This window comes from Thermosynechococcus sp., assembly GCF_046299655.1.
Lineage (GTDB): Bacteria > Cyanobacteriota > Cyanobacteriia > Thermosynechococcales > Thermosynechococcaceae > Thermosynechococcus.
The window spans coordinates 1-16,891 of sequence record NZ_JBKBHZ010000011.1; the positions used below are offsets into that span (position 1 = coordinate 1).

Sequence of the window (16,891 nt, forward strand, 5' to 3'; positions counted from 1 at the left end):
CTCGTGCTTGCCCCTACTGCGATATTGATTTTGCGAAAAAGCCCCTACCCTTAGATGCCACTGAACCCCAGCGACTGGCAGAAGCGGTGGTGCGCCTGCGTCTTAATCATGTCGTGATTACTTCGGTGAATCGGGATGATCTGCCGGATGGAGGGGCGTCTCAGTTTGTGGCCACCATTGAGGCGGTGCGATCGCGATCGCCCCAGACGACGATTGAAGTCCTGATTCCCGATCTGTGTGGCAATTGGCAAGCCTTGGATCAAATTTTGGCCGCTAGTCCAGAAGTGCTCAACCACAATATTGAAACCGTGCCCCGTCTCTATCGGCGAGTGCGTCCCCAAGGTAACTATCAGCGCAGTCTAGAGCTGCTACAACGAGTGCGCGATCGCGCCCCTTGGATCTACTCAAAGTCGGGAATCATGGTGGGCTTGGGAGAAACCCCTGAGGAAGTGGAGGCAGTGATGGTGGAGCTGCGGCAAGTGGGCTGCGACATTCTCACGATTGGCCAGTATCTCCAGCCAAGTCCGAAACACTTACCCGTGCAGGCCTTTATTCCACCAGCGCAATTTGAAGCATGGCGGCAGCTTGGCGAATCCATGGGCTTTTTGCAGGTGGTGTCCTCTCCCCTCACCCGCAGTTCCTACCATGCCGAGCAGGTGCGTGCTCTGATGCAGCAGTATCCCCGCCAGCGTCCTACAGCAAATCCCCTTGGATAAATTTATTGCAATTTAATTGCAACTAAGCTAGGCTAAGCGGTAGGAAAAATCTGCATTAAAAAACCCCTTGGGCAGGGGCATTTTATGAACAGCTGTCAACTTGTGTTAGACTTCGTTAACCAAAATTGCGAAACACTACACCTTCAGGCTGTCGTTGGCCAGAAAGTGAGCAATGTGGTACGCGCGCTCCTCTGTTTTCAGCAAGATTTGATCGTACAGATAAGCCGTGGCGCGATCGCCCAAACTTTCTGCTTGGGTAGCCTGCTGCCGCAGAATCCCAATAATCGCCTGCTCCGCTTGCAAATCATTGCTGAGCATTTGCCGGCAATTGAAAGCCCCCTCCGGTTCAGGGGTAAAGCAGCAGAGAGCCGCCAACTGTTGGAAACCGGCCACAGGCACGCCCCCCAGACCATTCAAACGCTCGCCCAAGTCATGAACGTGGCCTTGCACCTGTTCATAGCAGTCTTGGAAAAACTGATGCAGCATGTAGAACTCTGCACCTTCAACAACAAAATGATGCTTTTGGTACTGCAAATACAAAGCTTGAAAACTGGCCAAGAGGCGATTCATTCCCTCACAGACCGGGGTAGTGGTGGCCTTCTCCAGCAACACAAACGTGTCACGTATCTCGCCAAACGCTTGGCGTGGCAATGCACTGGTCGTCATAGCACGATGCTCCTTTGCGGACACTAGTGAGCTAACTGACTTAGCTCTGACAACCCGATCCTAAACTACCTTTCCGTATATTTTCAATAATGGAGTGCTTATTGAATGTCTATAAACCCCTACGTTATTGCAGTTAAGTGGCAATTACGCTGGCCGATCTACCAACGGTTGATTGATCTAGAGGTGCCCTGCGACTATGCTCCCTATCAACCCCTGAGGGTCGAGGTGAACTCTCCCTTAGCCGCGTTGCAGGTGTGGTCAGTGGTACGCCAAGTCTCTGCACCTCGGGCGACTTTGATAGATTGGCTCGAACAGTGCTGGCGGTGCCGCTTGACTGAATTGAGTGAATATCGCAATCCTGCTGAGTATTAGGGGAATGTACAACCTGCTGGCGGCGCTGCATTGAATGTGGCAGTTGTAATGTTAGTGACTGTCCCTGCGCCAGTTGTATTAATAGCAACCCCACCATTGTTAGAGCCAAGGTTGAGACTATCAACAATTCGGAAGGTGACAAAAACATTTTGGGGTCGTAAACGGAAACCAGCCCCACTCGTTTGCACATTACTGAAGACGTTAGCGCACAGTGTTGCATTATTATCAGCCCGCAATTCTACGCTGGGCGTGGCAGGATTCGCTTGAGTGAGGGTGTTGTTGTTGACCGTGGCATTAAGGCGAGAAGTATTCTGAGCACGCAGGCGCAACGCTTCACCACCAGCCGTTGTTTGCACAGTATTGTTGCTAACAACAAGTTGCAACTGAGCATTATTTGTCCACTGAGGCTGAGATATTCGATGGGGCGCGCGGCCAAACGGGCACGGACGCCAACAAAATCAGCAATACTTTCACCGCTGTAGTAGTATAAACCTGCGTAACCGCGCAGATAGTCTTTACCTAATGGAACCAATCGGGTTCCTACTTCAAAGTCAAGACCCGTAAGCGCTTCTTGGAAAAGGCGATCGCGATCAAGGAGAATCTGGTTGTTTTGAATGCTGGCAATTGAACCCACGGCTTGATTGAGAAGAACTTGCCGAGTTCCTAGGGGAATGTAGCCGTTTATACGAACATCAACATCTCCCAAGAGTTCTAGGCCAAGCCCAAGCTGGTTAAAACCTGCATCTCCCGTGTTGCGAAAATCGTAGGATAAGTAGCCACCAAGGGCAAATCTCTGATTGCCTGTCAGGGCACGGTAGCCAAGGGTCAAATTGTACCCCAAGGCCGTATTGGGTGTGGCCATGAGGAGTTTGCCTTCAAAAAAGCCGACGCTAGCACCCTGCTGTTGAAAGAACGGGATAAATGTTTCTGCACTGAGGTAGTTATCAAAACCAGCGCCTTCACTATTGAAGCGAATCGTTCCACGGGGCTGGATTCGAGGTCCTAAAATTTCCTCTGCTGACGACTGGCCAATGGCTGCATTGTTCAATCCCAAAATGACACCCAAACCAACTAGGCCGCTCCCTAGAAGCTTCCCCCAAGAACGCATATACACTCCTCAACACACAATTTGGCAGTCGCACCTCACCTGTGGCTGCTTTTTATTCCTCGATAAGGATATTGGCTTGTATTTAAGTAGCGATAAAGAGTTGTTTAGCGAAATGTTAAGAAATTAAACGTAACAGTCGGCCATTTTGGGCATCGTCGGTGAGAACGTACAAGTAGCCATCAGGGTCTTAGCGCACATCCCGCACCCGCTGACCAATGGGAATGCGTCCTTGAGTTCTAACAGTGTTATTAGAATTTACCCGAAGCTTGCGCACATCTTGGGAGGCGAGATCACTCCCAAAAAGGGCATCTTACTACTGGGGAGCGCGATCGCCCTAATAAACCGCCAGTCCCGCAGGCGGATAATTTTGTCCAAATGGCTACGGTGGCTTTGGGCTTGCTCACGAATGAATCGTCCCTCCAGTTGAATTGGGGGATTGCCGCCATTGCCAATGGTCATGAGCAATGTGCCGTCGGGGAGCCAAGCCAAGCGGGAGCCAAAATGCTGTCCTTCAGTTTTCACTTGGGAAACTTGAAAGAGAATCCTCCCCTCCTCAAGGCGATCGCCCGCCGGAGACCCACGCGCCGGGCGAGTACGATTAGCAGATGCTGTGCCATGGGCATAGGTGAGATAAAAGTAACGGGGTACCCGACTACACAATAGGACGACACCCTAGGAGTATCCCGATCGCCCCCATAGAGGGGAGTAATTTGATAAAGGTGATCAATGGATAACTAAGCAATCGGTGTCACATCTTCAGAATGCTCTGCATCTTCAGACTGCGGCAGGATCACCGGCAGTTCCAAAGAAGCAGCCTCAGAAGCGGGAGCCGGGGTACTATTGTGCTGTCGCCGTTGCCAAAGGGTCACCCCCACTGCCGCTGCGGTGATCCCGCCCGCACCCAGCCCAAGGGCGATCGGCAGCTTGCCGCTATCAAAGAATGAGGTATGACTCAGGCCTTGACTCAATCCTTTGCCATGGGCACAAGCATAGGCAGGACTGGGTTGCGCCATAGCCACAAGGGTGGCAGACAGACCAACAGTTAAGCCAATGAGGGGACGCAACATAAATGACTCCTTAGCGAATGTATTCCTTGAGGACGCTGTTGCGGTTGGGATGGCGCAGTTTCCGCAGAGCCTTGGCCTCAATTTGGCGAATGCGCTCGCGGGTCACGTTGAAGAGTTGACCGATTTCCTCTAACGTTTTCATACGACCATCGTCCAAGCCATACCGCAGTTTTAGCACATCTCGCTCGCGGGGGCTAAGGGTGCCCAATACAGTCTCTAAATCTTCGCGCAGTAGATGCTTGGACACTTGCTCTTCGGGAGTTTCGCCTTCCGATTCAATAAAATCCCCCAAACGGGAATCCTCCTCTTTGCCGATGGGAGTTTCGAGGGAGATGGGGAGTTGTGCCGATTTGGCAATGAAGCGCAGTTTTTCAATGGTCATCTCCATGCGATCGGCAATTTCTTCTTCGGTGGGTTTGCGCCCCATTTCCTGTGAGAGAAGTTTGGTGGTCTTCTTAATTCGCGAAATGGTTTCGTACAGGTGCACCGGCAGACGAATGGTGCGGGATTGATCGGCAATGGCACGGGTAATGGCTTGGCGAATCCACCATGTGGCGTAGGTGGAAAATTTATAGCCCTTTTCGTGGTCAAATTTCTCAGCAGCGCGGATAAGCCCTAAGCTGCCCTCTTGAATCAAGTCTTGAAAGGAGAGACCGCGGTTCATGTATTTTTTGGCAATTGACACCACCAGTCGCAGGTTCGATTGCACCATTTTTTCCTTGGCCTTGCGACCGACAAAGAGCCGATGGCGAAACGCCTGCACCGTCATCCCCAGTTCTTTAGCCCAAGGCTCAGGATTGCGCTCTAGTTCTTCGGGGGTGCAGCCCAGTTTTTCGCACAGGCGATCGCGCACCCGCTCTATCTCTAGGAGATCGGCAATTTTGCGAGCCAGTTCAATTTCCTCATCGGCACGCAGCAGCCGAATGCGACCAATTTCTTGTAGATAGAGACGAATCGAGTCCTCGGTGTAATGTTTTTTCTTGACCTGTGTCCGCCGTCGGCTGGCACGACCTTTTGCGGGCTTGTCGTCAAGATCATCGCTGACCTCCTCAAAGTCTTCGCTCTCCTCTTCCTCAATCTCTACAGCATCAAGGCCATAGTCACTGAGTAGAGCCACCTCATCTTCAAGGGGGGCTGTTGCGGGGTCGTAAACGTCAAGTACATTCGCTTGGGTCATGCCGTTGTCCTCGTAAAATCTCCCTAAATGTGTGTGGTCGGTGTATTGTCGGCAACCGTTGCCTTTGCTGACGCTATAGTCGTCAGCTGCATTCCACTCATTGGAATGTAGCTAAGGAAAGCGGTTGAACAGGGGAATAGACTCTAGATTCCACTTCATTCAGAATCTCTACCGCTGAATCATCTTGAAAAATTTCCTGTGTGACCCATGGGGCCAGGGAGCAGGCGGTAGCAAGCGGTTGAGACTGTGCAGGAATCTTTTGACTAATTTTAACTAAAACCTTATTGATTGTAGCCTCTCTAACAGAAATTGCCCACAGCAAAGGGATAAATTCCCCCAGAACTTGAGGCAGACGATCGCTCGCGTCAACAACCCCTAACAAATTCTAATTTACTATTTGCGGATAAAAACTTTACCCCTAGATAGGGAAATTTCTTGCTTCTAGCCTAACTAATTTATAGCTGTTTGGCCGCCTCTGTTACGTTTGATCACACATGATTACAAAAGGCTTGATCGTGGCTTGCACTGTTGAGTGCCCCTGCCGTCACAGCGCCAATCGAGCGTAGGAGAAAACGGCAAGCGATTTTAAGAATCCCTCCCAATGGTTAACTAGAAGCCTGCCATTCCGCCAAAGAGCAGGTCACCATGGACGATGCCAGGGGTCGTTTTGGCTAAGGTCTAAAGCGATGGTTGCCGCTGGTGCCAAGGGGTCGCCTGTTCGTAGGCATAGGCCACGTGAAAGAGGGTCTCTTCCCGTAAGACGTTGCCAATCAATTGCAGGCCAATGGGCAGCCCTTCCTGATCAAAGCCACAGGGAAGGCTCAAGCCCGGTAGTCCGGCAAGGTTGACGGGAATCGTCATCAAGTCTGACAGATACATGCTTAGGGGGTCAGCAGTTTTCTCCCCGGCCTTGAAGGCAGTGGTGGGAGCGGTGGGACAGACCAAAACATCCACCTGGTCAAAGGCGCGGGCAAAGTCTTGTTTAATGAGGGTGCGTACCTTTTGTGCCCGTAGGTAGTAGGCATCGTAGTAGCCAGCGGAAAGGGCGTAGGTGCCAATCATGATCCGCCGCTTCACCTCCGCGCCAAAACCTTGGGCGCGAGTTTTCATATACATTTCAAGGAGATCGCTGGCGCCTTCAGCACGAAAACCAAAGTTCACGCCATCATAGCGGGCGAGGTTTGCCGAGGCTTCCGAAGGGGCAATGATGTAGTAGGTGGGCAGGCCGTAGGCAAAGCGGGGACAAGAGAGTTCTATCACCGTTGCTCCCAATTCCTCTAGAGTTTTCAGGGCGGCCTCAAGGGCAGATTTCACCTCCGCTTGCACACCTTCACCCACAGTCTCTTGAATCACGCCAATGCGCATTCCCTTGAGATCGGGTTTGAAGGCTTGGGTGTAGTCGGGAAGCGGCACATTGAGACTAGTGGCGTCCTTGGGGTCATGGCCGGCGATCGCCCCTAAGAGAATCGCGGCATCAGTGACGGTCGGTGCCAAAGGCCCCACTTGATCTAGGGAAGAGGCATAGGCAACCAGACCATAGCGCGACACCAAACCATAGGTGGGCTTGAGACCGACCACCCCACAAAAGGCAGCGGGTTGACGGATGGATCCCCCCGTATCGGAACCAAGGGCAGCAGCACATTCCCCAGCCGCAACAGCAGCAGCGGATCCGCCGGAGGATCCCCCAGAAACTCGCTCTGGATTCCAAGGATTGGCCGTGAACCCAAAAGCAGAGTTTTCGGTGGAGCTGCCCATGGCAAATTCATCGAGATTGGTTTTGCCCAGCATAATCGCGCCAGCGGCTTGCAATTTTTGGGTCACGGTGGACTCATAGGGGGGCACAAAGTGCTCCAGCATCTTAGAGGCACAGGTGGTGCGGACGCCGTAGGTGCAAAGGTTATCCTTGATGGCTAGGGGAATCCCTGTGAGTAATCCAATCTCTTCACCGGCAGCAAGGCGTTTGTCCACCTCCGCTGCTTGGGCAAGGGCGCGATCGCCCGTCACGGTTAAAAAGCTATGGAGCGTTGGCTCCACCTGAGCAATACGGTCTAAATAGGCTTGGGTGATTTCAGTGGCGGAGCGTTCTTTGCGAACGAGTTGACGGTGTAGCTCCTGAATCACTGACATAAATGTAGATTCCCTAGTGATAACGCAACACTGGCGATCGCGGGCACTACCGCAAATAAGCCACTCTTAAGTTTAGCAATGTGGTTGATGATTTATGGCTCAAGATCAACGGCTTTGGCGTGGGGCTGTCTCTGGCAAATCAGCGATATATTAGGAATCAAGAATCCCTGACGACGGTGCTCATGCCCTTGGGAAGTGCTTAATGGAGCCGCTCGACCCCGTAGATCGGGAAGCCTTTACCAATCCAACATTGCAGCGATTGTGGTTCTTTGTTTATTTGCTGCCCATTTTTGGCATGATTCCGGCTCTATGGCAGTTGAGTCGCCGCGGGAGCGATCGCCAAACCCGCCATGTCAGTCGCCTTGCCCTGCTGATAGGTCTGATTTGGCTGTTGGGCTATGGACTACTGAATGGGGCGACCAGTGTCAGCGAAGCCCAGTCTTTGCATCATGGCCTGTTACTTTTCTTGAATAGTCTCTGGGGATCCGCCTACTTTCTGCTGAATTTGGGGCTGATGGTACGCTTGTGGCAGGGGCGATCGCTGAAATTGCCCGTCTTGCAACGTTTGATGAAATATCTGCCATGACCCCCAAGCGTTGGTTTTGGCCACTATTGGGATTCAGCGCCATTCTGGTGCTCATCCTCTGGTTGATATCGGCACTCACGTGGCTCTACGTGCAGGTGGCTTTTACGGCGCCCTTTTTAGCCAATCTCTTGGTGCTGATTTTCATTGGTCTATTGGGGGGACTGCTCTATACTTTCTTTCGCTACCTGTATTTACTAGAACGCAAGGGCAAGCACAAGCCTGCCACCACTATGCCCCAAGCCCCCCTTGATAAAACGGAGGCTGCCGCTGAAAATCTCAAAGCCCTACGGCAACAACTGAGTCAAATTGAAGATGAGGTGGCACGGCAGGCGCTCTTGGCACGGGCACGGGAGCTAGAAGAGGATTTTTACCGCCAAGAGTTGCGCATTGTTGTCTTTGGCACCGGTTCAGCGGGTAAAACCTCTCTGGTCAATGCCCTCATGGGGGAGATGGTGGGGGAAGTGGCGCCAACGATGGGCACGACGGAGGTGGGGCAAACCTATCGCTTTTGGCTGCCCCATACGGATCAAGAAATTCTGATTACTGACACCCCCGGCATCTTGGAAGCGGGTGTCGCTGGCACCTACCGCGAGCAATTAGCCCGCCAACTGGCTGCAGAAGCAGACTTACTCCTTTTTGTGCTGGATGATGACTTGCGCCAGTCAGAATATACCCCCTTGGTCAACTTAGTGGAAATGGGCAAGCGATCGCTCTTGGTTCTCAATAAAATTGACCTGCGCTCCGAGGCCGATCAATTGGCTCTGCTGCGCCATTTACGGCAGCGAGTTAAGGGGTTGATTCCGCCCCAGGATGTCGTGGGTATTGCCGCCCGTCCCCAACCGATTCGCCTTGAGACAGGAGAGTGGTTAGAACCCGAACCCCATATCTGGCCCCTGATTCGGCGCATGAGTGCCATTCTCCGCGAGGAAGGGGATGACCTAGTGGCAGACAATATCCTCTTGCAGTCTCAACGCCTAGGGGAGCAGGCGCGCAAAATCATTGATCAGCAACGCCGCCGCCAAGCGGATAAGGTAGTGGAGCGCTACCAGTGGATTAGTGCCGGTGTCGTTTGTGTCACGCCGATTCCTGTGGTGGATTTGCTGGCTGCCGCCGCCGTGAATGCCCAAATGGTGATGGAAATTGGCAAGGTCTATGGCTGTGAGCTGAATCGCGATCGCGCCCGTGAATTGGCCCTTTCTTTGGGTAAAACCCTTGCTAGTCTTGGCATAGTCAAAGGCGCCATGAATTTGGTGGGGACGGCTCTCCAGTTGAGTGTTGGGGGGCTGGTGGTGGGCAAAGCCGTCCAAGGAATTACCGCCGCCTACCTCACTCGCATTGCTGGTAAAAGTTTTATTGAGTATTTTCGCCACAACCAAGACTGGGGGGATGGCGGCATGGGTGAAGTGGTGCAACGGCAGTTTCAGCTCAATCGCCGCGATGAATTTATTCGTTCCTTTGTACAGCAGGCGATCGCCCGCTTACCCACACAACTGGGAACCGTGATTCCTGAGACCCTGAAACCCCCCTTATCCCATGAGGAAGAGCTATCTTAAGCGATTCCAACAATTGTCCCAAGGACATCGGCAAAAACCGCTACTATGTTGAGTAATTATTTTCATGTTGCCGATTTCGGATGAGTCTCTCGACCCGCAGTCCTGATCTTGAGGTGGAACAACTGCCGCAGTTATTGCAGGCGGCTCGGTCTCGTTATTTGGCTGGGGAGCGATCGCCCGCTGTGATGAAGCCCCTCTCTCAAGCCCTGCGAACCATCCTCGAGCGCAACATTGATACCCATCTGAGTCAACGCGGCGGCTATCTCCAACGTCTAGTGGAAGCCTATTTTCGCCTCTTTCCTCGCTGCCTCGAAAACCTGAGCAGTGATCAACTGCAACAGCAGGCAGTGCAAAAAACGGTGCAGCGGTTACTGCAAATTCCCGCCACTGTCATTCAAGATGAGTACGATCGCCTCAATCGTGGCCAGTATAATCAACCCCTCAAGCAACTGGTGCTCGCCTTTAGTCGCCCAGCCCTAGCCAACCGCAATCCCTCTCCCGAACTCACAGAAGCCGAGTGTTTCCTTGCCTTCTTTATCCAGTGCCTACGCCAAGAACTTGGCGCAACGGTTCTCCTATCCCCTCAGTTTCGCCACGAGTACCGCGATCTGTTGCGTAGTGTGTGTCTGGGTACCTCTGATCCCGAGCAATGCCAAAGTAACCTCATCGGCTGGCTCTGGGAAGCCATGAAATCCTTTGACCCCCTCAAGCCCTTTGGAGCCACCGGCCATGGTCGTCCCACCTTTGAAGCATGGGTGCGCACGGTCATCAGCAATAAACTGGCGGATGAAAAACGCAAACTCCTCAAGCGCGAGGCCGACGAGCTGCTTTTTTATGACAACCGTGCCCTGCAAGTCTTTCAAGATCGCTATCAAGCAGCACCCCCTGAGGTACAGCGGGAGATTGATCCCAAAGCCTGCGCGCAGTTGATTACGATTGTGCAAACGGAAATTACTGATCCCCGTATCCGTGCTTCGACGGCTCGCTTGCGCCAGCACATTGCCCAACTCTTGGGCTGGACGATGGAGTACACCCGCGAGATTCATCAACAGGTGCGGCGTATTCTGGGACGCTATGTGCAGTCCACCCGCTCGTTGAACATTTGCTCCACCGACAGCAACCAAGAATGGATTGACAACTACCCCGATAGCCGCACACTGCCAACCAGTAATGGCCAAGGGGTGGAGTGTATGGTGGAGTTTCTCAATGATCCGCAGACGCCGACCTGGGTGAGGGATTGGTGTGAGCGTCGCCGTACCCAAGCGGAAATTGCCCGCGAACTCTTTGTTAGCCAGCCTACGATTTCCCGCTGCCTTGGTCGTGAATATCGCCTGTGGCTCTACCGTAAATTCTTTCAAGATCCCCAGATTCCGCAATGGATGAGGCGATGGTATGAAACCCAATCAATCCCCAGCCCCCACCAACGACGGCAAACCCGCCGTGAAATTCATCCCGACTATGCCCGTGGCCTCTGCACCGCCAAACAAATTGATGAGCAAATAGAGGCTAAGCTTGCCCAGTGGTGTGAGCAAAACGGCATTTACTATCTCCCCTAAACGGCCTTGCCCCTTCGTACTTGGTTTGGACAACAACAGCTATGATTTCCGCTTTGGCACCGACTGTTCCCATTCGTTCCCTGATCCTAGATGCTGCCCATGCGGTGCTTCGGGGATGTCATCCTAGTCGGCAACAGCAGGTGCTGCCCTATTTGGTAGCACTTTATTCGTTCATAGACTGGTGGGAAAATGAGGGTGTTCCCAGTAAGCAGGATAATCTGGATGATCTGCCCGATGATCTAACCTTGAGTACGACTTGGTGTGAGCAGCCAGAGATTCTTGACCTTGTGGACATTGCGGATCTGAACTTGGAGGGGGTGCAGTTGTCGATTTATCCCGTGGAGCAGGGGGAGACGCTGCGAATCCATTGCCCGACATTTTTGGGGGTGATCAACGCCGATTTGGCGGTTGCCGTTGGCTTAGATCGCGATCGCCGTCAGGCACAGATGTTGGGTTTTTGCGATCGCCAGACCCTCTTGGACTATTGGCAACACCATCCAGCGGATGCCCAAGGCTACGGCACCTTCCCCCTAGAGCAACTGCAACCCATCTTTTACCTGCCCGAGCAAATTAGCTTCCTCAATCCCCTACCCCAAAGCCCACCGCTGGCTACCAAGGGCAATACCTACGGTCAACCCCTCGCAAATCTACCACAGCTCACCCAGCGCACGGCTGTTGCTGAACCTGAACGGTTACTTCTCGACAACGAAACCGCAATCCAGCGTCTCCTGCAAGCCCTCCAAGGCTATACTGAAACCTCAGAAATTTCCCTCTCCCAAGATTAGGATTGGGCTTCCGGGGGCGACGTCGTATTTTCGGGTGGATTCTTGTGGTAATAGGCCTGTGCTCCCTCTTTGGTATTAATCTGACCGGGTTGTGGGCGGCGATGGGTTTGCAGACCTTGCAGCACTTCTGATAGGGTCAAGCCTTCCGGCAGGGGCGATCGCACCTCCCGCACCTTGTGCCACACCGAGCGGGACATCATCAAACTGCGACGGATGGGTTCCGCCCAGCTTTCGAGGTAGGCTTCCCGCTCCCCTTGATAGTCCGTAGAAGAGAGTAAGAGGGGAGCTGCAGGGTAAGACTGGACCAACTGGGCGATATGGGTCAAAATCTCTGGATACAGGTGGGTATAAGCTGGATGCACCGTGAGGTCTAGCCAATGGGGGGTGTGGCCATCTTGGGTGGCATGGAGTGTATAGGTAGCGATCGCCACCTTGCGCTGCGGTTCAAACACATAGGCACGATGCACTTGCACCTGTTGCCACCAACCGGCCAAATGGTGGTGGAGCCAATCCAATAGATTGATCTGAAAATCCCGATAGTGGCGATTAAACACTTGGCGCACTAAGGCCGGCATGGACATCGTATCCAACTCATGCAGCAACCGGGCATCGGCATTTGTAACCTTCAGCAGATTAGGCAAGCAAGGGGTGCCCTCGGCCAGTGCTGCTAACTGATCTGCTGAAATTTGCCAGTAGGTGAGATGCGCCAAAGGTTGAAAACCATTTTGACGGTAGAGGTCTAGTGCCTCGCGGCGGTCAATATTGATTTCCACCATCCATGTGCGGGCTTCGATAATACTACTAAAACAGTGGCGCAGGAGTTGTGTCCCCACCTCCGTAAACTCTTGAGCAGCCAGTTGCTGCACCTGCCATGTAGTGCGATTTTCATTAAAGGGAGCTACTTGAACAACGCCCAATAGTTGATTGTCCCGCTCTGCCACATAAATGCGCTGCTTGCTCATCCCCATGAGCCACTGCAACAGATGCAGCGGTGAGGTCATTTGTCCGTCTCCAAAGAAGGGTAGGCCAAAGGGCTGATCGTGTACTCCCTCATGGCACAGCCGCTGTTGTACCACCTCCACATCCCGATAGGCCAAGGGACGGATCATCAAATCATCAGTGGGAGGCAAGTCGGAAACCATTAGCGGGCACCAATCACTACTCTTATCTTAGGGCTATCTTAGGGACTCCAGCTTCAAAATAAAGGGGGCGATGCCCAACGACAACCGCCCCAGCAAGATAAATTGTGCAAAATTGCTCTAGTAGAGTTCTTCCTCTTGGTTGGTGAGGATTTTGCAGTCAGAGCGGGGATAGGCCACACAGGTGAGCACAAAGCCCTTCTCGATTTGATCATCATCCAAGAAGGACTGATCCGACTGATCCACTTCCCCTTCCAGCAACTTACCGGCACAGGTGGAGCAAGCACCGGCACGGCAGGAGAAGGGCAGATCTAGACCTTGCTCCTCAGCGACATCCAGAATGTACTCATCTTCGGGTACGTCAATCGTTGTTTCGCTTCCATCAGGACGTACGAGCGTTACTTTATAGGTTGCCATGAATCTTGTCCTCTCATGTATGGAAAAGGCAGGGAGCCATCACGCTCCAATTTAGATACTAGGGGAAAACCCCAGCCTTGATGGTTGGATTCAAGTTCCTCTTTGTATCGTTTTCGTAATTTGAGGCTGCCAAGGTATCTGAAATACTTATAGACATTGAACCCTATGGAGAAAATTAAGCCAACTCGATGACTGGCTCTATTCTCCAACTTGATGACGCGGCGGCACCACCAACTCCCCTGTCCGATACCGATGCACCATGGCCGTTAGGGCTTGCTCCATCTCACGGCTAAAGCGTTGGGGATTCCACAACGGGGCACGGCGTTTGGCTTGGCGCAGCTTCCAACTCACCCGCTGCCGCAGATCTGGCTCGGTGCCAAAACGAATTCCCCAATTCACATACTCCGCATCGGTCCAAGCAATTCCCTCCTCCACGCCCACATTTTTCAAGAAAGTGTAAGTATGGCGAGCCACAAACTGCTGCCCCACCTTCGTTACAATCGGCACCTCCAACCAGAGGGCTTCGAGACTCATGCCACCCCCTGCATAGGGATAGGTATCCAAGACCACATCCACATCGTAGAAATTGGCACGGTGAATTTCCGGCGGGTTAGGGGTGAGAAAATAAAGCTTATTCAGGTCAAAGCCGTGAGCTTCAGCAACACTGCGACACCACTCTTCAAAAGTAGAGCTGCCACTATGGTACTTCACAATGAGAACCGCATTAGGAACTGCTTCAACAATTGCAAATTGTAGCCTGAGTATTTCGGGTTGAATTTTGCTAGCTCGTTGGGCACACATGAAAACTACTGTATCGGCACTCAGACCCAGTTGGTCACGAATGCCGGTTTTATTTGCAACCTCATAGCCATCGAGGGAGAGATAGCAATCCGGCAATCGCCACAGTGTCTCTGTGTACCATGCTTGTGCTCCCTCCGGAAGAACATAGGGGTCAACGATAAAGTAATCCACCGTCGGTATGCCACTGGCATCAAATCCCACCCATGTTGCTTGTACCGGTGCCGGCTTAAGATGGAGAGTCATCCAAGACATATCAATAGTGCAGCTATCAAGATCAATTAGGATATCTAAATCATCCTCATATATGGTAGTTGCTATTTTTTCTGCATCCGGCTCTGAAAGAGAACGAAAGTGATCGAAAGAAGCCTTGAACCATTCACGCATGCCATCAGATAACTCTTTTCTATACTCAACACTGTAGGCGTATAATGTAAGGCTTTCTCTGTTCCGCAAGCGGATAAAGGAGCGGATTTGATTGCCGGCAGGGTGTGTCTTAAAGCAAACACCAATGAAGCCAACTTTTATTTTTCTAGGCTCAGAGTTGCCCGAAAAAATCGTCCTTGCGCGCCGATATTTATTAAGTTGGCAAAAAAGAGAAGCTTTTTCTTGAGTTTTTTGGTTTCTGTGGTTAAAGATTGGCTTTAGAAAACTTGGTTGATCAATATAATGTGTTAATATAAAGTAAGAAGAAACAGTATAAAATAAAGTGGGAAAAGTAACGTTATTTTCGTTTAATTGTTGATAATATTTTTTAAGATTATCATTGTTATTTAGCCACTCTCTCCACAGATGATCGATTTGTTGTGAGAGTTGTACATTGTACTTATAGGTTTGTAAAACGTTTATTTTACAGCTCAAAGCTATGTCTTTGCCAACGGCAGTCAAACTCAGGGAATCTTCTAAAAGTGAGTTAGCACAAACTAAAGCTAGCTCTGGTGACTTTGACCTTGACCTAGTCAGGGCTGAAGCCAGAAAGTGATAGGCAGCGAATTCAACCTCCGATATTTTCATGTAGGTTCCTGCTAATTTTTTTGCGTTTTTTTCTGGATCATTCAGGATCAACTCAAATAGTAAATGACTGATTTCCTTCCGTAAGTTAAATTGACATGCCCAGTTTTCGATTAATTTATTAGTTTCTTCGTCAGTTTCATATTCGACCAACAGTTTCTTCAGTATTCCTAAAATAGATTTTTTATCATCTTCTGCTATTTCAATATTTTCAAGGCAAAGGCTATTGAAACTGCTAATCAAAGATTTAATATCATCAGAGGGTAAAGGTAGTGCAATAGATACACCTAAAAGAGGAATAAACGTTTCAATGGTGGCTTGAAAGTCATAGGCATAACTTGCAAGCGCAAATCTACTCTCTAATGCAAACTTTTCGTGATTTGCTAAGTTCACCAATATCTTAGACCAAGCGTGAGCAGCTTTAAGATACTGCTCCTCGGGGCAATCAGTCATATAAAAAGACCATAACAATTGTGCTTCTGTTTCTTTTCCTTGTAGAATATATGCAGCACCTTGGTAAGCAAACCAAATAATCTCCTCAGGAAATTTTTCAATCAATTCAACACAAACATCAATGACTAACTGATATTTCTCATGTTTTAGATAAAATTCAAGGCGATTTTCCCAGTCCTTAGCGGTGATTAAAGTAAGTTGATTATTAATTATAAACTCTAAGGCAGTGATCCATTCATCTGCACGCCGACGCCAAGTATAGTGCTCGTGGATATAGTTGACTTGAGCTTGTAAATGACTTTCTAATTTGAGATGATTTTCCGGACAGGAAAATTGCTCTATAACTCGTCCCAGCGACTGCTCATAATTTGCTTGATAGATTGGCCAATCAGTAGTGAATTCCACAAGTTCTGCAAACCCTGCCGTTGTTTCCGGAAGTGCACCCAGTCTAGATGTGACAATAAAACAACCGCTGGCCATTGCTTCAAGAACAGCAATACAGGAGGTTTCAGGAAAGGTATTAGGATAACTCAAAATAGCAACTTTTTTTAAGGCTTCTGCTAATCCTCTCTGGGAACAAGAGCCGTAGTAGTTAACTCTTGGAAGCTCTTTGAATTTTTCATAGAGTGCTTGCCATTGATCCTCGGCAGGACTGACTTGATAAACTTTCATACTGGAATAAACTTCTAACTCTAGATTGGGGTAGCGTTGGTAGAGCCTTGGATAAACTTGTGCTAACTGGTCTAGGCCACGAAAAGGAGTACTGGTATAAGCAAGCCTTACAGTGGGTAACTTGTGTTGAAGAATTGATTCTTCTGGGGAAAATAGATGTTCAAAACATGGGCTAACGGCATTGCGTAAGACAACTAGCATATTGGGATCAATCTTAAACTCGCTTAGATACTGGTGCCGCTGCCACTCACTAACAACGATAATACGATCTATTAGGGAGATGATTCTAGAATCTTTTAAGCTTTGAGCTGCTGGTTGATCTACATGATGTTGTATCCACAAGAGCAAACTAGTACTTGGAGGTAGTACTGTGCGCAGCTCTTCAATACAAAAAGCACTGTTGAGTACAACACAAACATCAGGGTAAATAGAAGTTAAACTTTCTTTGGAAAGGGCAAAGAGAGGTAGATGAAGAATCCCTTCAACAATGGTGATTTTTTGACACTTGTTAGCTAGAAAGACCTCATGCCCTTTCTCATGGAGGGTAAGTAGCAAGTAGCAAAGTGCTGACTGTGATCCTCCCAAAGGGCTTTCTTTGGGTGTCTCAACTGTATACGAGAGTGGCGAAGGATCAACAAAAAGTAAACGCATAGATGTTGCTAGCTGGTGGTCAACATATAATATTAAG

At 50.5% G+C, this 16,891-nt stretch carries 14 protein-coding genes and 1 pseudogene; 6 read left to right on the top strand and 9 right to left on the bottom strand.

Annotation, left to right across the window (positions count from 1 at the left end; all coding sequences use genetic code 11):
- A partial coding sequence (locus ACK4HN_RS08360) for a lipoyl synthase (protein ID WP_409877488.1) occupies window positions 1–716 on the top strand: 716 nt, incomplete at its 5' end.
- A gap of 135 nt (window positions 717–851) precedes the next feature.
- Here ACK4HN_RS08360 and ACK4HN_RS08365 read toward each other — a convergent pair.
- Window positions 852–1,382, bottom strand: a complete 531-nt coding sequence (locus tag ACK4HN_RS08365) for a Dps family protein (RefSeq protein WP_409877489.1) — start codon at window positions 1,380–1,382, stop codon at window positions 852–854.
- Window positions 1,383–1,487: 105 nt separating this feature from the next.
- Between ACK4HN_RS08365 and ACK4HN_RS08370 the strand changes: the two genes are divergently transcribed.
- A complete protein-coding gene (locus ACK4HN_RS08370) occupies window positions 1,488–1,754 on the top strand; it encodes an Asr1405/Asl0597 family protein (protein ID WP_409877490.1) in 267 nt (88 codons plus the stop codon).
- Window positions 1,755–1,992: 238 nt separating this feature from the next.
- On the opposite strand, the gene ACK4HN_RS08375 is transcribed toward ACK4HN_RS08370, so the two are convergent.
- The 5 genes and pseudogenes from ACK4HN_RS08375 to gatA all read right to left on the bottom strand — a co-directional run bounded on the left by ACK4HN_RS08375 (window position 1,993) and on the right by gatA (window position 7,233).
- A complete protein-coding gene (locus ACK4HN_RS08375; protein ID WP_409877491.1) occupies window positions 1,993–2,862 on the bottom strand; it encodes a hypothetical protein in 870 nt (289 codons plus the stop codon).
- A 348-nt stretch (window positions 2,863–3,210) separates the two neighbouring features.
- Window positions 3,211–3,504, bottom strand: a pseudogene (locus ACK4HN_RS08380) (PQQ-dependent sugar dehydrogenase); the annotation flags it as partial.
- Window positions 3,505–3,596: 92 nt separating this feature from the next.
- Window positions 3,597–3,929, bottom strand: a complete 333-nt coding sequence (locus tag ACK4HN_RS08385) for a hypothetical protein (RefSeq protein WP_409877492.1) — start codon at window positions 3,927–3,929, stop codon at window positions 3,597–3,599.
- A 10-nt stretch (window positions 3,930–3,939) separates the two neighbouring features.
- The gene (gene rpoD, locus ACK4HN_RS08390; RefSeq protein ID WP_409877493.1) at window positions 3,940–5,106 is read right to left on the bottom strand and encodes an RNA polymerase sigma factor RpoD; all 1,167 of its coding nucleotides are present in this window, start codon (window positions 5,104–5,106) and stop codon (window positions 3,940–3,942) included.
- A gap of 678 nt (window positions 5,107–5,784) precedes the next feature.
- Window positions 5,785–7,233: an Asp-tRNA(Asn)/Glu-tRNA(Gln) amidotransferase subunit GatA gene (gene gatA, locus ACK4HN_RS08395; protein ID WP_409870287.1), complete on the bottom strand. Its 1,449-nt coding sequence runs from the start codon at window positions 7,231–7,233 to the stop codon at window positions 5,785–5,787.
- A gap of 202 nt (window positions 7,234–7,435) precedes the next feature.
- Between gatA and ACK4HN_RS08400 the strand changes: the two genes are divergently transcribed.
- The 4 genes from ACK4HN_RS08400 (at window position 7,436) to ACK4HN_RS08415 (ending at window position 11,713) form a co-directional block, all read left to right on the top strand.
- Window positions 7,436–7,819, top strand: coding sequence for a hypothetical protein (locus tag ACK4HN_RS08400; RefSeq protein ID WP_409870289.1), 384 nt, complete (start codon window positions 7,436–7,438; stop codon window positions 7,817–7,819).
- Window positions 7,816–9,372 (top strand): DUF697 domain-containing protein, encoded by a 1,557-nt coding sequence (locus ACK4HN_RS08405; RefSeq protein ID WP_409870291.1) that lies wholly within the window; start codon window positions 7,816–7,818, stop codon window positions 9,370–9,372. The genes ACK4HN_RS08400 and ACK4HN_RS08405 overlap by 4 nt, the downstream gene beginning before the upstream one ends.
- Before the next feature lie 80 nt (window positions 9,373–9,452).
- Window positions 9,453–10,928, top strand: coding sequence for a hypothetical protein (locus ACK4HN_RS08410; RefSeq protein WP_409877494.1), 1,476 nt, complete (start codon window positions 9,453–9,455; stop codon window positions 10,926–10,928).
- Between the two features lie 41 nt (window positions 10,929–10,969).
- Complete coding sequence (locus ACK4HN_RS08415; protein ID WP_409870295.1) at window positions 10,970–11,713, top strand: hypothetical protein; 744 nt, start codon at window positions 10,970–10,972, stop codon at window positions 11,711–11,713.
- Here ACK4HN_RS08415 and ACK4HN_RS08420 read toward each other — a convergent pair.
- From ACK4HN_RS08420 to ACK4HN_RS08430, 3 genes are all read right to left on the bottom strand, one after another.
- Window positions 11,710–12,855 carry a GNAT family N-acetyltransferase gene (locus ACK4HN_RS08420; protein WP_409877495.1) on the bottom strand — a complete coding sequence of 382 codons (1,146 nt, stop codon included), beginning with the start codon at window positions 12,853–12,855 and terminating at the stop codon, window positions 11,710–11,712. The genes ACK4HN_RS08415 and ACK4HN_RS08420 overlap by 4 nt on opposite strands.
- A gap of 117 nt (window positions 12,856–12,972) precedes the next feature.
- Window positions 12,973–13,269: a ferredoxin PetF1 gene (gene petF1, locus ACK4HN_RS08425; RefSeq protein WP_011056851.1), complete on the bottom strand. Its 297-nt coding sequence runs from the start codon at window positions 13,267–13,269 to the stop codon at window positions 12,973–12,975.
- Between the two features lie 198 nt (window positions 13,270–13,467).
- A complete protein-coding gene (locus tag ACK4HN_RS08430) occupies window positions 13,468–16,854 on the bottom strand; it encodes a glycosyltransferase (RefSeq protein ID WP_409877497.1) in 3,387 nt (1,128 codons plus the stop codon).
- Window positions 16,855–16,891 lie beyond the last annotated feature (37 nt).

Excerpts from the sequence above, each read along its gene's own strand:
- ACK4HN_RS08365 (WP_409877489.1), bottom strand. The coding sequence starts at position 1,382 with ATGACGACCAGTGCATTGCCACGCCAAGCGTTTGGCGAGATACGTGAC.
- ACK4HN_RS08370 (WP_409877490.1), top strand. The coding sequence starts at position 1,488 with ATGTCTATAAACCCCTACGTTATTGCAGTTAAGTGGCAATTACGCTGG.
- ACK4HN_RS08375 (WP_409877491.1), bottom strand. The coding sequence starts at position 2,862 with ATGCGTTCTTGGGGGAAGCTTCTAGGGAGCGGCCTAGTTGGTTTGGGT.
- ACK4HN_RS08385 (WP_409877492.1), bottom strand. The coding sequence starts at position 3,929 with ATGTTGCGTCCCCTCATTGGCTTAACTGTTGGTCTGTCTGCCACCCTT.
- rpoD (WP_409877493.1), bottom strand. The coding sequence starts at position 5,106 with ATGACCCAAGCGAATGTACTTGACGTTTACGACCCCGCAACAGCCCCC.
- gatA (WP_409870287.1), bottom strand. The coding sequence starts at position 7,233 with ATGTCAGTGATTCAGGAGCTACACCGTCAACTCGTTCGCAAAGAACGC.
- ACK4HN_RS08400 (WP_409870289.1), top strand. The coding sequence starts at position 7,436 with ATGGAGCCGCTCGACCCCGTAGATCGGGAAGCCTTTACCAATCCAACA.
- ACK4HN_RS08405 (WP_409870291.1), top strand. The coding sequence starts at position 7,816 with ATGACCCCCAAGCGTTGGTTTTGGCCACTATTGGGATTCAGCGCCATT.
- ACK4HN_RS08410 (WP_409877494.1), top strand. The coding sequence starts at position 9,453 with ATGAGTCTCTCGACCCGCAGTCCTGATCTTGAGGTGGAACAACTGCCG.
- ACK4HN_RS08415 (WP_409870295.1), top strand. The coding sequence starts at position 10,970 with ATGATTTCCGCTTTGGCACCGACTGTTCCCATTCGTTCCCTGATCCTA.
- ACK4HN_RS08420 (WP_409877495.1), bottom strand. The coding sequence starts at position 12,855 with ATGGTTTCCGACTTGCCTCCCACTGATGATTTGATGATCCGTCCCTTG.
- petF1 (WP_011056851.1), bottom strand. The coding sequence starts at position 13,269 with ATGGCAACCTATAAAGTAACGCTCGTACGTCCTGATGGAAGCGAAACA.
- ACK4HN_RS08430 (WP_409877497.1), bottom strand. The coding sequence starts at position 16,854 with ATGCGTTTACTTTTTGTTGATCCTTCGCCACTCTCGTATACAGTTGAG.